This window comes from Pseudomonas sp. AC136, from assembly GCF_979258585.1.
The window spans coordinates 4,977,872-4,994,587 of the sequence record NZ_OZ409865.1; the positions used below are offsets into that span (position 1 = coordinate 4,977,872).

Below are 16,716 nucleotides of genomic sequence, written 5' to 3' on the forward strand. Positions count from 1 at the left end.
TACCTCTTCCCGGAACCGGCTGGCCGGTTGCCGAGCTTCTCTTATTGGTGGGGGTTGAGGAGAACCTGTTCATCCTCGGTAAAAAAATGCTCATCGCAGTTGTTGCCAGAACCGCTGCGATCAACCACCAGGAAGTCATCCCGCTTTTCGATCGTCAGCACCGGGTGGTGCCAAACGCCGCGATGGTAATTAATGCCCTGCTTGCCATTGCTGACAAAAGCACGGACCAAACCTGATACAGGTGCATCGCCAAGTGGCGCGACCACGATCAGAAAAGGATTGCCGAGCAGCGGAATAAACGCCTGACTGCCCTGCGGATGGCGCTCCAACATGCGGATGGTGAGCGGGTATTCCAGCTTTTCAGCGCTGAAAATACTGATGATCGCCTTGTCATCCGGCTGCGCCGTCTCAACCGTCGCCAGCTTGTGATAGCGGCGGGTAGAGCCGTTGTTGATCATGAAATAGTCGCTGCCCTCGGTTTCGATAACGTCCCCGAACGGGGCGAAGGCTTCTTTGGTTAGCGGTTCGATGATCAGTGTGCGCATGTTGGTTTCTACATTATTCGTGAGTGAGGCTTTAAAGCTCCCCTCTCCCGCTGGCGGGAGAGGGGCTGGGGGTGAGGGCTGAGTCAAACGCGAATCTTGACCCGCAAAAGCCCCTCACCCTAACCCTCTCCCTGAGGGAGAGGGGACTGACCGTGTGTTATTTCGCAACCTTGCCAAACAACCGCAGACGGCTAACACCACCGTCCGGGAACACGTTCAGGCGTACGTGGGTGATCGGGCCCAGGGCTTTGATCTGCTCGGCGAATTCGTGCTCGGCGTGCATCTGCAGTTTCTGGCTTGGCAGCAGTTCGCGCCAGAACAGACTTTGGGTTTCGATCTGGCTGTCGGTGCCGCCTTTAACGAAGGCGCCTTGAATCGAGCAGCTGTCCGGGTAGTTGCCTTTGAAGTGCAGGGTGTCGACCACGATGCGTTCGATTTCGCCCGGGTGGCCCAGCGCGACGATAACCCAGTCATTGCCTGGCGTGCGGCGGCGTGCGGTTTCCCAGCCGTCGCCCATGTTGATGCCACGGCCTGGGTTGAGGATGTTGCTCATACGGCCGAAGTGTTCGTCGGAGCAGGCCAGGGCACGGCCGCCGTTCAAGGCGCTGGCGAGGTCGACTTGTTCGTTGTCGCCCACGTTCGACCAGTCACGGAACGGCACGCCGTACACGCGCAGACGCGCCACGCCGCCGTCCGGATAAATGTTGAAGCGCAGGTGCGTGAACGCCTGGCTGTTGGCAATTTCGTGGTAGTGGTGGCTGTCGCCTTTCAACTCCACGGCGCCCAGTACTTCAGTCCACTCGGTGCTGTCGCTCGGGTCGCCTTCGGCTACAAAGCAGCCTTCCAGGGACGCCGACGGCGGGAAGTTACCGGTGAAGAAGCTGGTGTCGATGTCCACACCCTTGATCGAGCCCGGCACGCCGAGTTTGATCACCGCGCTGTCGTAGCCTTCGAAGCGCTTGCGGCGCGATTCCCAGCCGTCCATCCACTTGCCGTTGTCATCGAACACGCCCTCCTTCCACACGGCCGGAGTCGGCTGGAACAGGCGGTTGACGTCGGCGAACCAGTCATCGGTAACCGAGATGGCCTTGGTGCCCAGGCGGGCGTCGGCGAGGTTGACGTATTTCTCGAAGGGTACGGCGTAAGCTTTCATTGTTTGTCTGCCTTAGATGGGGCGGGGAGAGGTGGCGGCGTCAGGAACTGCAGGCCTTATAGGGTCTGCAAACGGAACAGCGCGATCTTGTTGATTTCGGCCAGCGCTCGCTCGAACTCAGCTTCCTTGGAGTTGTGAATACGCTCCTCGAACGCTGCGAGAATCTGGTGCCGATTGCTGCCCTTGACCGCCATGATGAAGGGAAACGCGAACTTCGCTTTGTAGGCGTCGTTCAGCTCGGTGAAGCGTTGAAACTCTTCAGCCGTGCATTCGTGGATGCCCGCACCGGATTGCTCCGAGGTGCTGGCTTCTGTCAGTTCGCCGCGCACGGCGGCTTTGCCGGCGAGGTCCGGGTGAGCGTTGATCAGCGCCAATTGTGCGGCGTGATCGGCGCTGAGCAGGATGTCGGCCATGCGGCTGTGCAGGCCCTCGATGTCGTCGAGGCTGCTGTCGCTGCCCAGGTCGTAGGCCTTCTCGGCCACCCATGGCGAGTGCTCGTAGATGTCGGCAAAGGCGCGCACGAAATCTTCGCGGCTCAGTGTGGAAGGCGTCAGGGTCTGGAAGCGGCTCATTTCGCGCTCTCTTGGCTGAAGGGGTGGGTGGCGTGCCAGTGGCGGGCGATGTCGACGCGGCGGGCGAACCACACCTGCTCGAAGCCCTGCACGTATTCGATAAAACGCTGCAACGACGCCAGGCGGGCAGGGCGGCCAATCAGCCGGCAATGCAGGCCGATGGAGAGCATTTTCGGCGCCTCGGCACCTTCGGCGTAAAGCACGTCGAAGGCGTCTTTGAGGTAATTGAAGAAGTCGTCGCCGCTGTTGAAACCCTGCACCTGGGTGAAGCGCATGTCATTGGTGTCGAGGGTGTACGGGATCACCAGGTGGGCTTTGCCAGTCGGGTTGTTCTGTTCCCAGTAGGGCAGGTCGTCGTCGTAGGTGTCGGAGTCGTAGAGGAAACCGCCTTCCTCCATCACCAGGCGCCGGGTGTTCGGGCCGGTGCGGCCGGTGTACCAGCCCAGCGGGCGTTCACCGGTAATTTCAGTAAGGATGCGAATGGCCTCCAGCATGTGCTCGCGTTCTTGCGCTTCGTCCATGTACTGGTAGTCGATCCAGCGGTAGCCGTGGCTGCAAATCTCATGACCGGCGGCGGCCATGGCGCGAATCAAATCCGGGTGGCGTTGCGCGGCCATGGCCACGGCAAACACAGTGAGCGGAATACCGGTTTTCTCGAACAACTTGAGAATGCGCCACACCCCGGCGCGGCTGCCGTATTCGTACAACGACTCCATGCTCATGTTGCGCTCGCCTTGCAGCGGCTGAGCGGCGACCATTTCCGACAGAAACGCCTCGGACTCTTTGTCGCCGTGCAACACGTTGCGCTCGCCGCCTTCCTCGTAATTGAGCACAAAGGAAATGGCGATGCGGGCGTTGCCCGGCCAGTGCGGATGGGGGATGTCGTTGCCGTAACCGATCAGGTCGCGAGGGTAGTCAGCGCTCACTGCAGGTGTTCCTTCTTATGAATGGTGCGGTCGCAGCGAAGGCCGGGTAAGCGTAGGCGACCGTGATGGGTTGATTGTATACAAAGTGATGGATGTTTTGTAAATGGAAAATTTCACCAATTTATCCACTTTCTGATTGCCATGAAGCTTAGCTCAAGGCCCGTGCTTGGCCCTGCGGTGTGCCAATGCGGTGCACGGACGCCATTGGCGCGCTGCGAACGGGCAGGTCTTGCGCGGAAAAATTGTTGTGGTTGATTGTGTACAATTTTCGTATGGAATGTCTCGAAATCTTAAATGCGCATGGTATGCTCCCGCTGCGCCCTGGCTTGATGCCGGTGTGGCGCTCCGAATTCACCTGCATAGAGGAGGCGCGGCGGCTGCGTTTGGCGCAGTTGCCCGGAACCGATGGGACGTTTAACCACGCATGTTTTGGACGCCGCTCACGGCTGCCCAGGTAGCAACATCAAAGTTGAGCTGTATCGTGTAGAAGGGTCGTCCGTGGTGTTGATTAATACCCTGCACACCAATGACGACGGTCGTTGCGACTCGCCGGTGCTACAGGGTGAGGACTACGCTTCGGGCGTTTATCAGCTGCATTTCCACGCCGGCGATTATTACCGCGCCCGTGGTGTGCAACTGCCAGAACCCGCGTTCCTGGATGTGGTGGTACTGCGCTTCGGCATCGATGCCGGCCAGGACCATTACCACGTGCCGCTGCTGATTTCGCCGTATAGCTATTCGACGTATCGCGGTAGCTAGAACGTTAGATCAACAGCATCGCGACTAAAGTCGCTCCCACAGGGTGAGTGGCCGGTCCCGCGCTTCTGCGGATGCATACATTCTGTGGGAGCGGCTTTAGCCGCGATGCTTTTTGAACTGCCAGCACCGCGACTTCCCAGCCGCTCCCTCCGCGTCTCAGCGACTCAACAACGAAGCCGTCCCCGCCCCCGCAAACAACCCCGCGCTCACCCGGTTAAACCACACCTGCCCCTTGCCCGAACGCAAAAACGTCGCAGCGCCGCGTGCGCTCAGGCCGTAGAACAATTTGCAGCCCAAATCCAGCGCCGCCCAGGTGGCGATCATCACCAGTAGCTGATTGCCCATGGGCTGGTCGGCGCTGATGAATTGCGGCAGAAAAGCGGCGAAGAACAGGATGTCTTTCGGGTTGCTCGCGCCCAAACCAAACGCTTTCAGAAACATGCTGCGCCGGCTCGGTGCGGTCAGCGGTTGGTCGTCGGCCTTGGCCGGTTTCGCCGCTTCGCGCGATTCCTGCCAGCTCTGGTAGGCGAGGTAAAACAAGTACAACGCGCCCAACACTTTCAGCATGCTGAACAGTTTTTCCGACGCCAGCAGCAGGGCGCCCAGGCCGAGCGCGGAAGCGCTAAGCAGGCAGATGGAGGCGCTGACGCCACCGAGAAATGCCGGCGCCGAGCGGCGCAGGCCGTAGTTCAGGCTGTTGCTGACCATTAACAGCGACAACGGGCCGGGAATCAGAATGACGATCAGCGCGGCGCTGCTAAATAACAGCCAGGTGTCCAGGTTCATTGCGGGCCTCTTCAGATGTAGAAAAGCCCCGACGCTTTAACGTCGGGGCTCGTGGAGCAGTTTTGAGCGTTGGCGAAGATTACAAGAAGGCGAATTTCAACGCGCAGATAATCGCCAACACGTACAGGCTCGGGGTGATTTCCTTGTGTTTGCCGGTGGCCAGTTTCAGCACCACGAAGGTGATAAAGCCCATGGCCAGGCCGTCGGTAACCGAGAAGGTCAGCGGCATCATCACCACGGTGATAATCGCCGGGATGGTGTTGGTGTGGTCTTCCCAGTCGATGTGCGCCATGCCGCTCATCATCAACATGGCCACGTAAATCAGCGCACCGGCCGTAGCGTAGGCGGGAATCATGCCGGCCAGCGGGGCGAAGAACATCGCGGCAATAAACAGCACGCCAACGGTTACCGCCGTCAGCCCGGTGCGACCGCCCGAGGCCACGCCCGCGGCGCTTTCTACGTAACTGGTCACCGGCGGGCAGCCCACCAGGGCACCGAAGGCGCTGGAAGTACTGTCGGCTTTCATCGCCCGGCTGAGGTTTTCGATGTGGCCGTTTTCGTCCACCAGGTTTGCCCGTTGCGCCACGCCCATCAGGGTGCCGGCGGTGTCGAACATGTGCACGAATAAGAAGGCCAATACCACGCTGATCATGCCGACGTTAAGGGCGCCGGAAATGTCCATCGCCAGCCAGGTCGGCGCCAGGCTTGGTGGCATGGAGAAGATGCCGCCGAACTCGACGATACCCAAACCCCAGCCCGCCAGCGTGACGGTAAGAATGCTGATCAGAATGCCGCCGAACACGCGGTGGTATTCCAGCACCGCAATCATCAGAAAGCAGATGGCAGCCAGCAGCGGGCCAGCGGCGGTGAGGTCGCCCATCTTCAACAAGGTTTCAGGGCTGGCCACCACAATGCCTGCGGTCTTCAACCCGATCAGGCCGAGAAACAGACCAACCCCGGCGCCCATGGCAAACCGCAGGCTCGCCGGAATGCTGTTGAGCAGCCATTCGCGGATGCGCGAGAAGGTCAGAATCATAAACAGAATGCCCGAGAGGAATACTGCCCCCAGCGCGATCTGCCAGCTGTAGCCCATGGTGCCGACCACGGTGTAGGTGAAGAACGCGTTCAGCCCCATGCCCGGCGCCAGGCCGACTGGCCAGTTGGCGTAGAGCCCCATCAGGAAACAACCGAAAGCAGCGGCGATACAGGTGGCCACGAAGGCCGCGCCGTGATCGATGCCGGCGTCGGCCATGATGTTGGGGTTAACGAAAATGATGTAAGCCATGGTGATAAACGTAGTCAGGCCGGCGGCGAGCTCGGTTTTGACGGTGGTGCCGTGAAAGGACAGCTTGAACAGCCGTTCCAACAGGCCAGTGCGCGCGGGCTTCGCAGCATAGAGTTGTTCTTGTTTGGTGCTTTCCACAGCGGGGTACTCCTCATTTCTCTTATTTTGGTCACCGAGTACTGCGCGCCTGTAAGAAGGGTGGCGGTGCTCTGAGGTAGGTGGCTTACGTGGTGCGCTTGCAGGTGCTTTGTTGACTCTTTGGTCAGGAAGTCACTCGAGCGCGATTATGCGTTTGTATACAAAAAAAGCAATTAATGTTTTTATTGTTGCGCAAAACGAACGGATTGATTGTTCTTAAAGGGATAAGCGAATTGTATGCGACAGTTTGCGCAATGTATTTGGCTTAATTCTTTAATAATCAATGGTTTATAGATTTATGGACTGTGCAATGGTCGAGGGAGGAGGGGCCATCTGAGCCTCGGTTTTAGCTGAATAGCGACGCTTTAAGCGTAAAAACGCCGGAGTTTTTGTCCGGTTACGCCCGAAAAAACTAAGAAGGCTGTAGGTGGGGTCTGTATTTGCCTAGTGATCTGTCTGACGTCTAGCTCGTGCAGTTAGGAGCTGCTGGCTAGATTGTGTACAATGCGCCGGTATTTTTACCCTCTCTATTTACCCGCCGAGGCTTGCCAGCCCTGGGGGGAGAAGCAGTAGAGTCGCGCATGACCGCAGAACTTCTGACGCGAGCCCGAATGAACGAACAATTGCAGCCCCTCAAGAAGCAACCGCGTACTGGCAAAGCCAGCCACAGCGGCACTCAGGATGACGTCGTTTACGCGCATATTTTTGATGCGATTCTGGAACAGCGCCTGGCGCCCGGCACCAAGCTGAGCGAAGAAGCGTTGGGCGAAATTTTCGGCGTAAGCCGCACCATTATTCGTCGCGCGCTGTCGCGTCTGGCTCACGAAAGTGTGGTGCTGTTGCGCCCCAACCGTGGCGCCGTGGTGGCCAGCCCAAGCGTTGAAGATGCGCGACAGATCTTCTACTCGCGCCGCCTGGTTGAACGCGCCATTACCGAATTGGCCGTTGAACACGCCAGCGCCGAGCAACTGGCTGAACTGCGCCAGATGGTGGCGGATGAGCAAGCGAGCTTTTCCCGTGGGGATCGTGGTGCTGGCATTCGTCTTTCCGGCGAATTCCATTTGAAACTGGCCGAAGCTGCGAAGAACGCCCCGCTGATCAGCTTCCAGCGCAGCCTGGTCTCGCAGACCTCGTTGATCATCGCCCAGTACGAAAGCGGCAGCCGCTCGCACTGTTCCTACGATGAACACAATCAGCTTATCGATGCCATTGAGGCGCGCGACGTGGCGAAGGCTGTGAGTTTGATGATGCATCACATGGATCACATCGACAGCAAGCTCAACCTCGACGAAGACAGCGCCTCGGATGATTTGCATGCGGTGTTCTCGCACTTGCTGCAAACCAAGAAGAAGGCACCGCGTTCGGCGGCGCCTCGGTAGTTGTTTCTGGTGCAAAAAAAACCGCCTTCGGGCGGTTTTTTCTTTTTTCGGGCTGGTTGATTCGTCGGTGCTGCGGACAGTGTGTGGCTTGAGACTTTGGATTCCGAATCGTCGGACCGCCGCCTGCGCGCGGTGGCCGCAAAAACACCCGTCATTCCCGCGCAGGCGGGAATCCAGAATTTCGGATGAGTCGAACATCGCTGCCCTCACCCTAACCCTCTCCCGCAAGCGGGAGAGGGGACTGATTGTGGGTGCGATCGGTCCGCGCATGACGGGCCATCGGCGACAAGATCAAAAGCATCGCGGCTAATCGGAATGCCGCCCAGCCGCTCCGACAGGAATACGTGCGCGCAGTTTAAACACGCGTCATCCTCGCGCACGCGGCGGTCCGACGATTCGGGATCCAGAGTTTCGGATTAGACGCAAATCGCTCCGCTCACCCTAGTCCTCTCCCGCAAGCGGGAGAGGGGACTGACCGTAGTTGTCGGTCAACCACGAAACCTGCCAGCAATTGCCCTCAGCGCTTATGCACACACCGCCCAGCCGCAAAGGTTTCCTTCACGGCGCGATCATCACCGATGGTCATCAGCACAAACAGTTTCTCTTCCAAATCCTTGGCCTGCTGCAAGCGGTACGACAGCAGTGGCGTGGCGTGGTAGTCGAGCACGATAAAGTCGGCGTCGTTGCCGCTGGCGAAGCTTCCGATTTTGTCGTCTAGACGCAGTGCCTGCGCGCCGCCCAGGGTGGCGAGGTACAGCGATTTGAACGGGCTCAATTTGTTGCGCTGCAGTTGCTGCACTTTGTAGGCCTCGTTCAAGGTTTGCAGCATGGAGAAACTGGTCCCGGCGCCCACATCCGTGCCCAGGCCGACGTTCACGCCGAACTGCTCGGCCTGCTTGAGGTTGAACAAGCCGCTGCCGAGAAACAGGTTTGAGGTCGGGCAATGGGAAACAGCCGAACCGGTCTCTGCCAGGCGCTGGCATTCCTCGTCGCACAGGTGCACGCCATGGGCGAACATCGAGCGTTCGCTCAGCAGTTGGAAGTGGTCGTACACATCCAAATAGCCTTTCTGCTGCGGGAACAGCGATTTCACCCACGCAATTTCGTCGACGTTCTCGGACAAGTGCGTGTGCATGTACAGCCCGTCGTATTCCTGCAGCAACTTGCCCGCAGCGGTGAGCTGTTCGGGCGTGCTGGTCGGGGCGAAGCGCGGGGTCACGGCGTAGTGCAAACGCGCCTTGCCGTGCCAGCGCTCGATCAGCGCTTTGCTGTCGTCGTAGCTCGATTGCGCGGTGTCGGTCAGGTAGTCCGGGGCGTTGCGGTCCATCATCACTTTGCCGGCGATCATGCGCAGGTTCAGCGCCTCGCTGGCGGTGAAGAAAGCGTCCACCGATTGCTTGTGCACGCTGGCAAATACCAGGGCGGTGGTGGTGCCGTTGCGCAGCAGTTCCTTGAGGAAAATATTCGCCACATCGGCGGCGTGGGCCGGGTCGGCGAATTGTTTTTCGGTGGGGAAGGTGTAGGTGTTCAGCCAGTCCAGCAACTGCTCGCCATAGGCGGCGATCATGCCGGTTTGCGGGTAGTGGATATGGGTGTCGATAAAGCCCGGGGTGATCAGCGCGTCGCGGTATTCGATCACGTCCACGCCGTTGAGCGTGGGCAGCAGATCCTTGGCGTGGCCGACTTTGGCGACGTGGCCATTGTCGACCACCAGCACGCCATCTTCGAAATACTCATAGGACTGCGCGTCGCCCACCAGGGCGGGGTCGGCAATGCTGTGCAGGATGGCGGCGCGGTAGGCTTTCACGTGGCTTGTCATGGGCAGTCTCGTTGTACGTATTTATTGGTATGCGGTGTCGTTGGGCGTCGCGTGCGGCTCAGCCCAATAAAGCGATCTACGCCTTGGCGCGACGCGAGGCGGGCATCAATTTGGCGACGCTTTCGCCGCTCTTTTCGCCCTGGCCAAAGTTGGCGTTGTAGGTGGCGATCACCTCGCCGGCGATGGACACGGCAATCTCGATGGGCAGCTTGCCTTTCACTTCAGCGATGCCCATTGGGCAGCGCATTTTCTGCATCACTTCGGCACTGAAGCCGCGATCGCGCAGGCGGTGTTCAAACTTCACCCGCTTGGTTTGCGAACCGATCAGGCCGTAGTAGGCGAAGTCGTTGCGCTTGAGAATGGCGGCGGTCAGTTCCAGGTCGAGCTGGTGGTTGTGGGTCATGACGATGAAGTAGCTGCCGGCTGGCATGTTCTCCACTTCATCGACCACCTCGTCGTTCAGCACTTTCGTGGCGCCTTGCGGAATGTGTTCGGGAAACTCGTTTTCCCGCGAATCGATCCAGCGCACCTTGCAAGGCAGGCTTGCCAGCAGCGGCACCAACGCGCGGCCGACGTGGCCGGCGCCGAACACGGCGATTTGCGCTTGCGGCTGGCCCATGGGCTCGAACAGCAGCACCGTGGCGCCGCCGCAGCATTGACCCAGACTGGCGCCGAGGCTGAAGCGTTCCAGGCGCGTGTCCTGGGTGCGGTTGGCGAGCATCTCGCGGGCCAGCTCCATCGCTTTGAATTCCAGGTGCCCGCCGCCCACGGTTTCGTAGATGCGGTCGGCAGTGACGACCATCTTCGAACCGGCATTGCGCGGCGTAGAACCCAGTTCTTCGATGATGGTCACCAGCACGCAAGGTTGCCCCTGTTGCTGCAAGTCGGCGAGGGCGCTGATCCAGCTCATTTGCTCAGCCTCCAAGTGCGAAGCGGTTTTGCGGAACGGGACAGGCGCCAGTCGTCATCGGCTTTCGCGGGCGCGGCGGGCTGTTCCAGTAACACCAGACGCGGCAGGGCTTCGGGGCTCTGCGGCGCGGCTGGGGTGGTTGTGTGTGCGGTGTGTGTTGTCATTGTTGTTCACCGGGTATTGGGTCAATCGTTGTTCCTGTAGGAGCGGCTTTAGCCGCGATGCTTGTGATCTTCAAGAGCATCGCGGCTAAAGCCGCTCCCACAGTAGGTTTGCGTCAGGCGGTCTCGACTGCTGCGGCTGCCTTGGCCTTCTGTTCCTTCATCACCTTCCTCATCTGCTCCACACCCCACAGCACGCGCTCCGGTGTAGCGGGGGCGTCGATTTGCGGTTGCACGCGGTAGTCAGCCAGGCTGGCGACGGCGTCTTTGATGGCGCACCAGGCGGCGATGCCGAGCATGAACGGCGGCTCGCCCACGGCTTTGGAGTGGAACACGGTGTCTTCCGGGTTCTTGCGGTTTTCCACCAGTTTCACGCGCAGATCCAGCGGCATGTCGGCGATGGCGGGAATCTTGTAGCTCGCCGGGCCGTTGGTCATCAGCTTGCCTTTGGCGTTCCACACCAGCTCTTCCATGGTCAGCCAACCCAGGCCTTGCACGAACGCGCCTTCCACCTGGCCGATGTCGATGGCCGGGTTCAGCGAATCGCCCACGTCGTGGAGGATGTCGCCGCGCAGGAATTTGTATTCGCCGGTCAGGGTGTCGACGATCACTTCAATGCACGCCGCGCCATAGGCGAAGTAGTAGAACGGCCGACCCGCTGCCTTGCTGCGGTCGTAGAAGATTTTCGGCGTACGGTAGAAGCCGGTGGCCGACAGAGAAATCTGGCCGAAATAGGCCTTCTGAATCATCTCTTCAAACGACAGATATTGGTCGCGCACGCGCACCTGGCCGTTACGGAATTCAATGTCTTCCGGCGTCACGCGGTACTCGCGGGTGAGGAAGTCCACCAGGCGCGCCTTGATGGTTTCCGCCGCGTTCTTGGCGGCCATGCCGTTGAGGTCGGCACCGCTGGAAGCGGCGGTCGGCGAGGTGTTGGGCACCTTGTCTGTATTGGTCGCGGTGATCTGGATGCGGGCGATGTCCACCTGCAGCACTTCGGCAACGATCTGCGCCACTTTGGTGTTCAGACCCTGGCCCATTTCGGTGCCGCCGTGGTTCAGGTGGATGCTGCCGTCGGTATAGATGTGGATCAGCGCACCGGCCTGGTTGAGGAAGCTGGCGGTAAAGCTGATGCCGAACTTCACCGGCGTCAGGGCCAGGCCTTTTTTCAGGATCGGGCTGGTTTTATTGAACTCGGCAATTTCGACACGGCGCTTGGCGTAGTCGCTGCTGGCTTCCAGTTCGGCCGTCATCTCGTGGATAACGTTGTGCTCGACCGTCTGGTGGTAGTGGGTGACGTTGCGCTCGGTTTTGCCGTAGTAGTTGAGCTTGCGCACTTCCAACGGGTCTTTGCCGAGGTCGCGGGCGATGTGGTCCATGATCTGCTCGATGGCGACCATGCCTTGCGGGCCGCCGAAGCCGCGATACGCGGTGTTCGAGGCGGTGTTGGTCTTGCAGCGATGGCCGTTCACCGTGGCATTGCCGAGGAAATAGGCGTTATCGGAGTGGAACATGGCGCGGTCGACGATGGAGTTCGACAGGTCCGGCGAGTAGCCGCAGTTGCCGGCCAGCTCGATTTCAATGCCATGCAGCAGACCGTTTTCGTCAAAGCCGACGTCGTATTCCACGTAGAACGGATGGCGCTTGCCGGTCATCTGCATGTCTTCAACGCGCGGCAGGCGCATTTTGGTCGGGCGCTTGGTCAGGTGCGCGATCACGGCGCACAAACACGCCGGGCTGGCCGCCTGGGTTTCCTTGCCGCCAAAACCGCCGCCCATGCGGCGCATGTCGATGACCACTTTGTGCATCGGCACGTCCAGCACTTCGGCCACCAGCTTCTGCACTTCGGTGGCGTTTTGCGTGGAGGTGTAGACGATCATGCCGCCGTCTTCGGTGGGCATGACCGAAGAAATCTGGGTTTCCAGGTAGAAGTGTTCCTGGCCGCCAATGTGCAGCGAACCCTGCAAACGACGCGGGGCGGTGGCCAGTCTGCTGGCCGAGTCGCCGATGCGGTGCTGGTGGCTGTCGAGCACGAAGTGCTTGTTGCGCAGCGCTTCGACCACGTCGAGCACCGGTTCCAGGTCTTCGTATTCGATGACCGCGGCCATGGCGCCTTTGCGGGCGTTCTCATGGGTGTCGGCGGCCACGGCAATCACCACTTGGCCAACGTATTGCACAAGACCGTCGGCCAACAGCGGATCGCCGGGGGCGACGGCGCCGATGTCGAGCAGGCCGGGCACATCTTTATGGGTGATGGCGATGGCCACGCCTGGCACTTGGTAGCAGGGCGACACATCAATTTTCGTCACGCGAGCATGGGCGCGGTCGCTCAGGCGGGCATAAACGTGCAGCTGATTGGGGAATTCCAGGCGGTCGTCAACGTAAACGGCTTCGCCCGACACATGCTTGTCGGCGCTTTCGTGTTTAACGCTGCGGCCTACGCCGGTGGTGATGCCGGCACGGAACAGTTCGGCCAGTTCTTCCTGGCTTTTCGGGGCGTGGTGGTTAGACATAAGCGGTCACCCGTGTTTCGACGTCTGGAGTTTGCAGCTCGAGGAAAAATTTACGCAGCAGGTTTTGTGCGGTGAGCAGGCGGTATTCCTTGCTGGCGCGGAAGTCGCTCAGAGGGCTGAAATCGTTGGCCAGCGCGTCGCAGGCGTGTTCGATCACATCGGCATCCCACTGGGCACCTTGCAGCGCGGCTTCGCAGGCGGCGGCACGTTTCGGGATGGCGGCCATGCCACCAAAGGCCACGCGGGCGCTTTGCACCACGCCATCGGCCACCACCACGTTGAAGGCGGCGCACACGGCGGAAATGTCGTCGTCCAGTCGTTTCGACACTTTATAAGCGCGGAACGCCTGATTGCTCTGGTGACGCGGCACCACCACCTTTTCGATGAACTCGGCTTCCTGGCGAGCAGTGACTTTGTAATCGAGGAAGTAATCTTCGATCGGCAGGCTGCGGCTCTGGTTGCCTTTGCGCAGCACCACACGAGCGCCCAAGGCGATCAACAGCGGCGGGGCGTCGCCGATGGGCGAGGCGTTGCCAATGTTGCCGCCCAAGGTGCCCTGGTTACGGATTTGCAGCGAGGCGAAGCGGTGCAGCAGTTCGCCGAAGTCGGGGTATTCCTTGGCCAGCGCGCCGTAGCAGTCGGACAGCGGCGTAGCGGCGCCGATCTCGATGGCATCGTCGGTGAACTCGACGCGTTTCATTGCTTCCACGTGGCCAACGTAAATCATCACCGGCAGCTCGCGGTGGAACTGGGTGACTTCCAGCGCCAGGTCGGTGCCACCGGCGAGCAGGCGTGCTTGCGGGTTGGCGGCGTAGAGGTCGGCGAGATCGGAAATGGTCAGCGGCAGCAGGCAACGCTTGTCGCCGCTGTTCAGCTCGGCGGTTTCTTGCGGGGCGATGGCTTGCAGTTTGGCGATGGTTTCAGCTTCAGCAGCGTCGAATTGGTCCGGCTGTTTCTGGCAGCAGGCTTGCTCGGCGGCGTCGATGATCGGGCGGTAGCCCGTGCAGCGGCACAGGTTGCCGGCCAGGGCTTCCATGGTTTGCGCCTTGTCAAAGCCGTCACTGTTTTTTTGCAGCGCGAACAACGACATCACAAACCCCGGGGTGCAGAAGCCGCACTGCGAGCCGTGGCAGTCGACCATGGCTTGCTGAACGCTGTGCAGTTGGCCTTGATGCTTGAGGTCTTCAACGCTGATCAGTTGTTTGCCGTGCAGCGACGAAACGAACGTGAGGCAGGAGTTGAGGGTGCGGTAGCGAATGCGCGGGGTGCCGGACGACTCGTCCAACTCGCCCACCACCACGGTGCACGCGCCGCAGTCGCCGGAAGCGCAGCCTTCCTTGGTGCCGGGTTTGGCCAGGTGCTCACGCAGGTAATTCAGCACGGTGACATTCGGGTCGAGACGCTGCTCGGTGCGCAGCTCACGGTTGAGTAAAAACTGGATCAAGGACGACCTCCAGGCACTTTCTTGTTTTTTATGGCACGCAACTTTTTGAGGGAGCGAGGTTGCGTAACGGCTGGCCCTCACCCCCGGCCCCTCTCCCGCAGGCGGGAGAGGGGTGAAGAGCCGATGGGTTTGTTTTGCGAATTTAGAGAATTCTGACTTTTGGGTCAATAAAATATTTGACTCTTTGGTCAAGCAATCCGCGTGCCCGACAAGCAGTCGTTTCCTGTAGTCCTGTAAGGCCCGATCTTTCTTGGCTGTAAGTATTTTCCGGCCAACCAAACGTTGAGGTTTTTTTAACGAATTTTTGATCGTTGCGTTTCTAGCATCTGCCCCACTTCAACCTGGGCGGAATCGCACCGTGAACTCACTGCTTAAAGTAAAGGCCATACGCCCTGAATTGCTGACCCTGGTCGGCAGCGCCTTTCTGTTATTAGCCTGCAACCCCGTGCTGTGGGCGCACGTGTTCAGCATTACGCCGAGCACGGGCGCGGGTTTGATCACGCGTGTGGCCTTTGGTCTGATCGTGTTGGCGCTGTTCAACCTGGTGCTCACGCTGCTGGCGTTTCGCTGGGTGCTCAAACCGGTGCTCACCTTGTTGCTACTGGTGAGCGCGGGCGCTGCCTATTTCATGAACGAATACGGCGTGGTGGTCGATCTTGAAATGCTGCGCAACGCCGCGCAGACCAACGCCACCGAAGTGCGTGACCTGTTGTCGTTCAAGCTGGCGGCCTATGTGCTGTTTTTGGGCATTTTGCCGGTGGCGGTGCTCTGGCTTATTCCCGTGAGTTACCGCACCTGGCCTCGCGAGCTGCTGAGCAAACTGCTGGTGACGGTGGGCTGCGTAGCGGTTTTGGGCGTGGTGGCGATGGCCAACTACCAAGGGTTGGCCTCGTTTTTCCGCAACCACCATGAACTGCGCTTGATGGTGGTGCCGAGCAACTACGTGGGCGCTTCCTTCAACTTGCTGCGCGAAGAAATCGCCACCGGCAAACAGCCGTTTCGCACCCTCGGCGAAGACGCCGTAAAAGCGCCGGCCTGGCAGAGCCATCGGCACAAGTCGTTAACCGTGCTGGTGGTCGGGGAGAGCGCCCGCGCCGACAACTTCGGCATTTTGGGCTACGACCGTGACACCACGCCGAAACTCAAAGCCCAGCCCGGCGTTATCGCTTACCCCAACGCCCATTCCTGCGGCACGGAAACCGCCGTGTCGGTGCCGTGCATGTTCTCCAACCTGGGCCGCAGCAACTACAGCGCGGGCAAAGCCTATTCCCAAGAAGGACTGCTGGACGTGTTGAAGCGTGCCGGGCTCAACGTGCAATGGCGTGACAACCAGTCCGGCTGCAAAGGCACCTGCGACCGAGTGAATTTCGTCGACGTCAGCGACCTCAAAGACCCGGCCCTGTGCGCCAACAGCGAATGCCACGATGAAATTCTGCTGCAAGGTTTGCAGAACACCCTCGACAACCTGAAAGACGACACCGTGCTGGTGCTGCATCAGATGGGCAGCCATGGCCCGGAATACTTCAAGCGCTATCCGAAAGCGTTCGAACAATTCACCCCGGTGTGCACCAGCAATGCGCTGAACGAGTGCTCGCGTGAAAGCATCGTCAACGGTTACGACAACACCATTCTTTACACCGACCACGTGCTCTCGAGCCTGATCGACGTGCTGCGCGCCAACCAGGACAACGTCGACAGCGCCATGCTGTATATGTCCGATCACGGCGAGTCGCTGGGCGAATACAACCTGTACCTGCACGGCACGCCGTACATGATGGCGCCCGACCAGCAGAAACACATCGGCATGCTGGCCTGGTTTTCCGACAGCTATCAGCAGGAATTTCAGCTCAACGCCGATTGCTTGAGAGGCCAGCGCGAGCAGCCGGTGAGCCAGGACAACCTGTTCAGCTCGATGCTTGGGCTGTTGCAGGTGAATACCAAGGTGTACGACAAGGGGCTGGATATGTTTGCGGGGTGCCGGACGTAACGACCGTTGTCCCCGTCAGTCCCGCAGGCGGGCGAGGGGAGCTGAATCGCGTACGGCCAAGTCCCCTCTCCCGTTTACGGGAGAGGGTTAGGGTGAGGGGCTTTTGATTTCAGATTTGCGTCGGGCCCGGCCCTCACCCCCAGCCCCTCTCCCGCAGGCGGGCGAGGGTTAGGGAGAGGGGCCTTTGATTTTAGGTTTGCGTTGGGCCCGGCCCTCACCCCCGGCCCCTCTCCCGCAGGCGGGCGAGGGGAGCAGAGCCGCGCACCGTCCAGTCCCCTCTCCCGTTTACGGGAGAGGGTTAGGGAGAGGGGCCTTTGATTTTTGGGTTTGCGTTGGGCC

The 16,716-nt window shown here is 60.0% G+C and carries 13 protein-coding genes; 3 read left to right on the forward strand and 10 right to left on the reverse strand.

Translation table 11 applies throughout. The features are described from left to right. Positions 1 to 41 precede the first annotated feature (41 nt). The 4 genes from ACZZZU_RS22340 to puuE all read right to left on the reverse strand — a co-directional run bounded on the left by ACZZZU_RS22340 (position 42) and on the right by puuE (position 3,196). Complete coding sequence (locus tag ACZZZU_RS22340) at positions 42 to 545, reverse strand: ureidoglycolate lyase (protein ID WP_463551845.1); 504 nt, start codon at positions 543 to 545, stop codon at positions 42 to 44. A gap of 157 nt (positions 546 to 702) precedes the next feature. After that, positions 703 to 1,698: an allantoicase gene (alc, locus tag ACZZZU_RS22345; RefSeq protein ID WP_122451421.1), complete on the reverse strand. Its 996-nt coding sequence runs from the start codon at positions 1,696 to 1,698 to the stop codon at positions 703 to 705. Between the two features lie 56 nt (positions 1,699 to 1,754). Continuing rightward, positions 1,755 to 2,270 carry a 2-oxo-4-hydroxy-4-carboxy-5-ureidoimidazoline decarboxylase gene (gene uraD, locus ACZZZU_RS22350; RefSeq protein WP_463551846.1) on the reverse strand — a complete coding sequence of 172 codons (516 nt, stop codon included), beginning with the start codon at positions 2,268 to 2,270 and terminating at the stop codon, positions 1,755 to 1,757. Beyond that, positions 2,267 to 3,196 carry an allantoinase PuuE gene (gene puuE / locus ACZZZU_RS22355; protein ID WP_122451423.1) on the reverse strand — a complete coding sequence of 310 codons (930 nt, stop codon included), beginning with the start codon at positions 3,194 to 3,196 and terminating at the stop codon, positions 2,267 to 2,269. Before puuE ends, uraD begins: the two co-directional genes overlap by 4 nt. 405 nt (positions 3,197 to 3,601) lie before the next feature. Here puuE and uraH point away from each other — a divergent pair, with 405 nt between their 5' ends. After that, positions 3,602 to 3,955 (forward strand): hydroxyisourate hydrolase, encoded by a 354-nt coding sequence (gene uraH / locus ACZZZU_RS22360; protein WP_463541673.1) that lies wholly within the window; start codon positions 3,602 to 3,604, stop codon positions 3,953 to 3,955. 156 nt (positions 3,956 to 4,111) lie between these two features. Here the strand turns inward: uraH and ACZZZU_RS22365 are convergent, their stop codons facing one another. Both ACZZZU_RS22365 and ACZZZU_RS22370 read right to left on the reverse strand, forming a co-directional pair. Beyond that, complete coding sequence (locus tag ACZZZU_RS22365) at positions 4,112 to 4,741, reverse strand: LysE family translocator (protein ID WP_122496894.1); 630 nt, start codon at positions 4,739 to 4,741, stop codon at positions 4,112 to 4,114. A 79-nt stretch (positions 4,742 to 4,820) separates the two neighbouring features. Next, complete coding sequence (locus tag ACZZZU_RS22370) at positions 4,821 to 6,164, reverse strand: NCS2 family permease (protein WP_122496896.1); 1,344 nt, start codon at positions 6,162 to 6,164, stop codon at positions 4,821 to 4,823. Positions 6,165 to 6,775: 611 nt separating this feature from the next. Here ACZZZU_RS22370 and ACZZZU_RS22375 point away from each other — a divergent pair. After that, a complete protein-coding gene (locus ACZZZU_RS22375) occupies positions 6,776 to 7,543 on the forward strand; it encodes a GntR family transcriptional regulator (protein ID WP_122496898.1) in 768 nt (255 codons plus the stop codon). A 517-nt stretch (positions 7,544 to 8,060) separates the two neighbouring features. Here the strand turns inward: ACZZZU_RS22375 and guaD are convergent. From guaD to xdhA, 4 genes are all read right to left on the reverse strand, one after another. Then, positions 8,061 to 9,362, reverse strand: coding sequence for a guanine deaminase (gene guaD / locus ACZZZU_RS22380; RefSeq protein ID WP_463551847.1), 1,302 nt, complete (start codon positions 9,360 to 9,362; stop codon positions 8,061 to 8,063). 76 nt (positions 9,363 to 9,438) lie between these two features. Beyond that, entirely contained in the window at positions 9,439 to 10,272 is an 834-nt protein-coding gene (gene xdhC, locus ACZZZU_RS22385; protein ID WP_122496903.1) for a xanthine dehydrogenase accessory protein XdhC, read from the reverse strand. 277 nt (positions 10,273 to 10,549) lie between these two features. Continuing rightward, positions 10,550 to 12,946, reverse strand: a complete 2,397-nt coding sequence (gene xdhB / locus ACZZZU_RS22390) for a xanthine dehydrogenase molybdopterin binding subunit (protein ID WP_463551848.1) — start codon at positions 12,944 to 12,946, stop codon at positions 10,550 to 10,552. Then, on the reverse strand, positions 12,939 to 14,390 hold the full coding sequence (gene xdhA, locus ACZZZU_RS22395; RefSeq protein WP_463382253.1) for a xanthine dehydrogenase small subunit: 1,452 nt from the start codon (positions 14,388 to 14,390) through the stop codon (positions 12,939 to 12,941). The genes xdhB and xdhA overlap by 8 nt, the downstream gene beginning before the upstream one ends. A 367-nt stretch (positions 14,391 to 14,757) precedes the next feature. Here xdhA and ACZZZU_RS22400 point away from each other — a divergent pair, with 367 nt between their 5' ends. Beyond that, positions 14,758 to 16,377, forward strand: a complete 1,620-nt coding sequence (locus tag ACZZZU_RS22400) for a phosphoethanolamine transferase (RefSeq protein ID WP_463552175.1) — start codon at positions 14,758 to 14,760, stop codon at positions 16,375 to 16,377. Positions 16,378 to 16,716: the final 339 nt, after the last annotated feature.

What these genes read in the sequence shown, in the direction of transcription:
- ACZZZU_RS22340 (WP_463551845.1), bottom strand. Translation starts at nt 545, where the DNA reads ATGCGCACACTGATCATCGAACCGCTAACCAAAGAAGCCTTCGCCCCG.
- alc (WP_122451421.1), bottom strand. Translation starts at nt 1,698, where the DNA reads ATGAAAGCTTACGCCGTACCCTTCGAGAAATACGTCAACCTCGCCGAC.
- uraD (WP_463551846.1), bottom strand. Translation starts at nt 2,270, where the DNA reads ATGAGCCGCTTCCAGACCCTGACGCCTTCCACACTGAGCCGCGAAGAT.
- uraH (WP_463541673.1), top strand. Translation starts at nt 3,602, where the DNA reads ATGGGACGTTTAACCACGCATGTTTTGGACGCCGCTCACGGCTGCCCA.
- ACZZZU_RS22365 (WP_122496894.1), bottom strand. Translation starts at nt 4,741, where the DNA reads ATGAACCTGGACACCTGGCTGTTATTTAGCAGCGCCGCGCTGATCGTC.
- ACZZZU_RS22375 (WP_122496898.1), top strand. Translation starts at nt 6,776, where the DNA reads ATGAACGAACAATTGCAGCCCCTCAAGAAGCAACCGCGTACTGGCAAA.
- guaD (WP_463551847.1), bottom strand. Translation starts at nt 9,362, where the DNA reads ATGACAAGCCACGTGAAAGCCTACCGCGCCGCCATCCTGCACAGCATT.
- xdhC (WP_122496903.1), bottom strand. Translation starts at nt 10,272, where the DNA reads ATGAGCTGGATCAGCGCCCTCGCCGACTTGCAGCAACAGGGGCAACCT.
- xdhB (WP_463551848.1), bottom strand. Translation starts at nt 12,946, where the DNA reads ATGTCTAACCACCACGCCCCGAAAAGCCAGGAAGAACTGGCCGAACTG.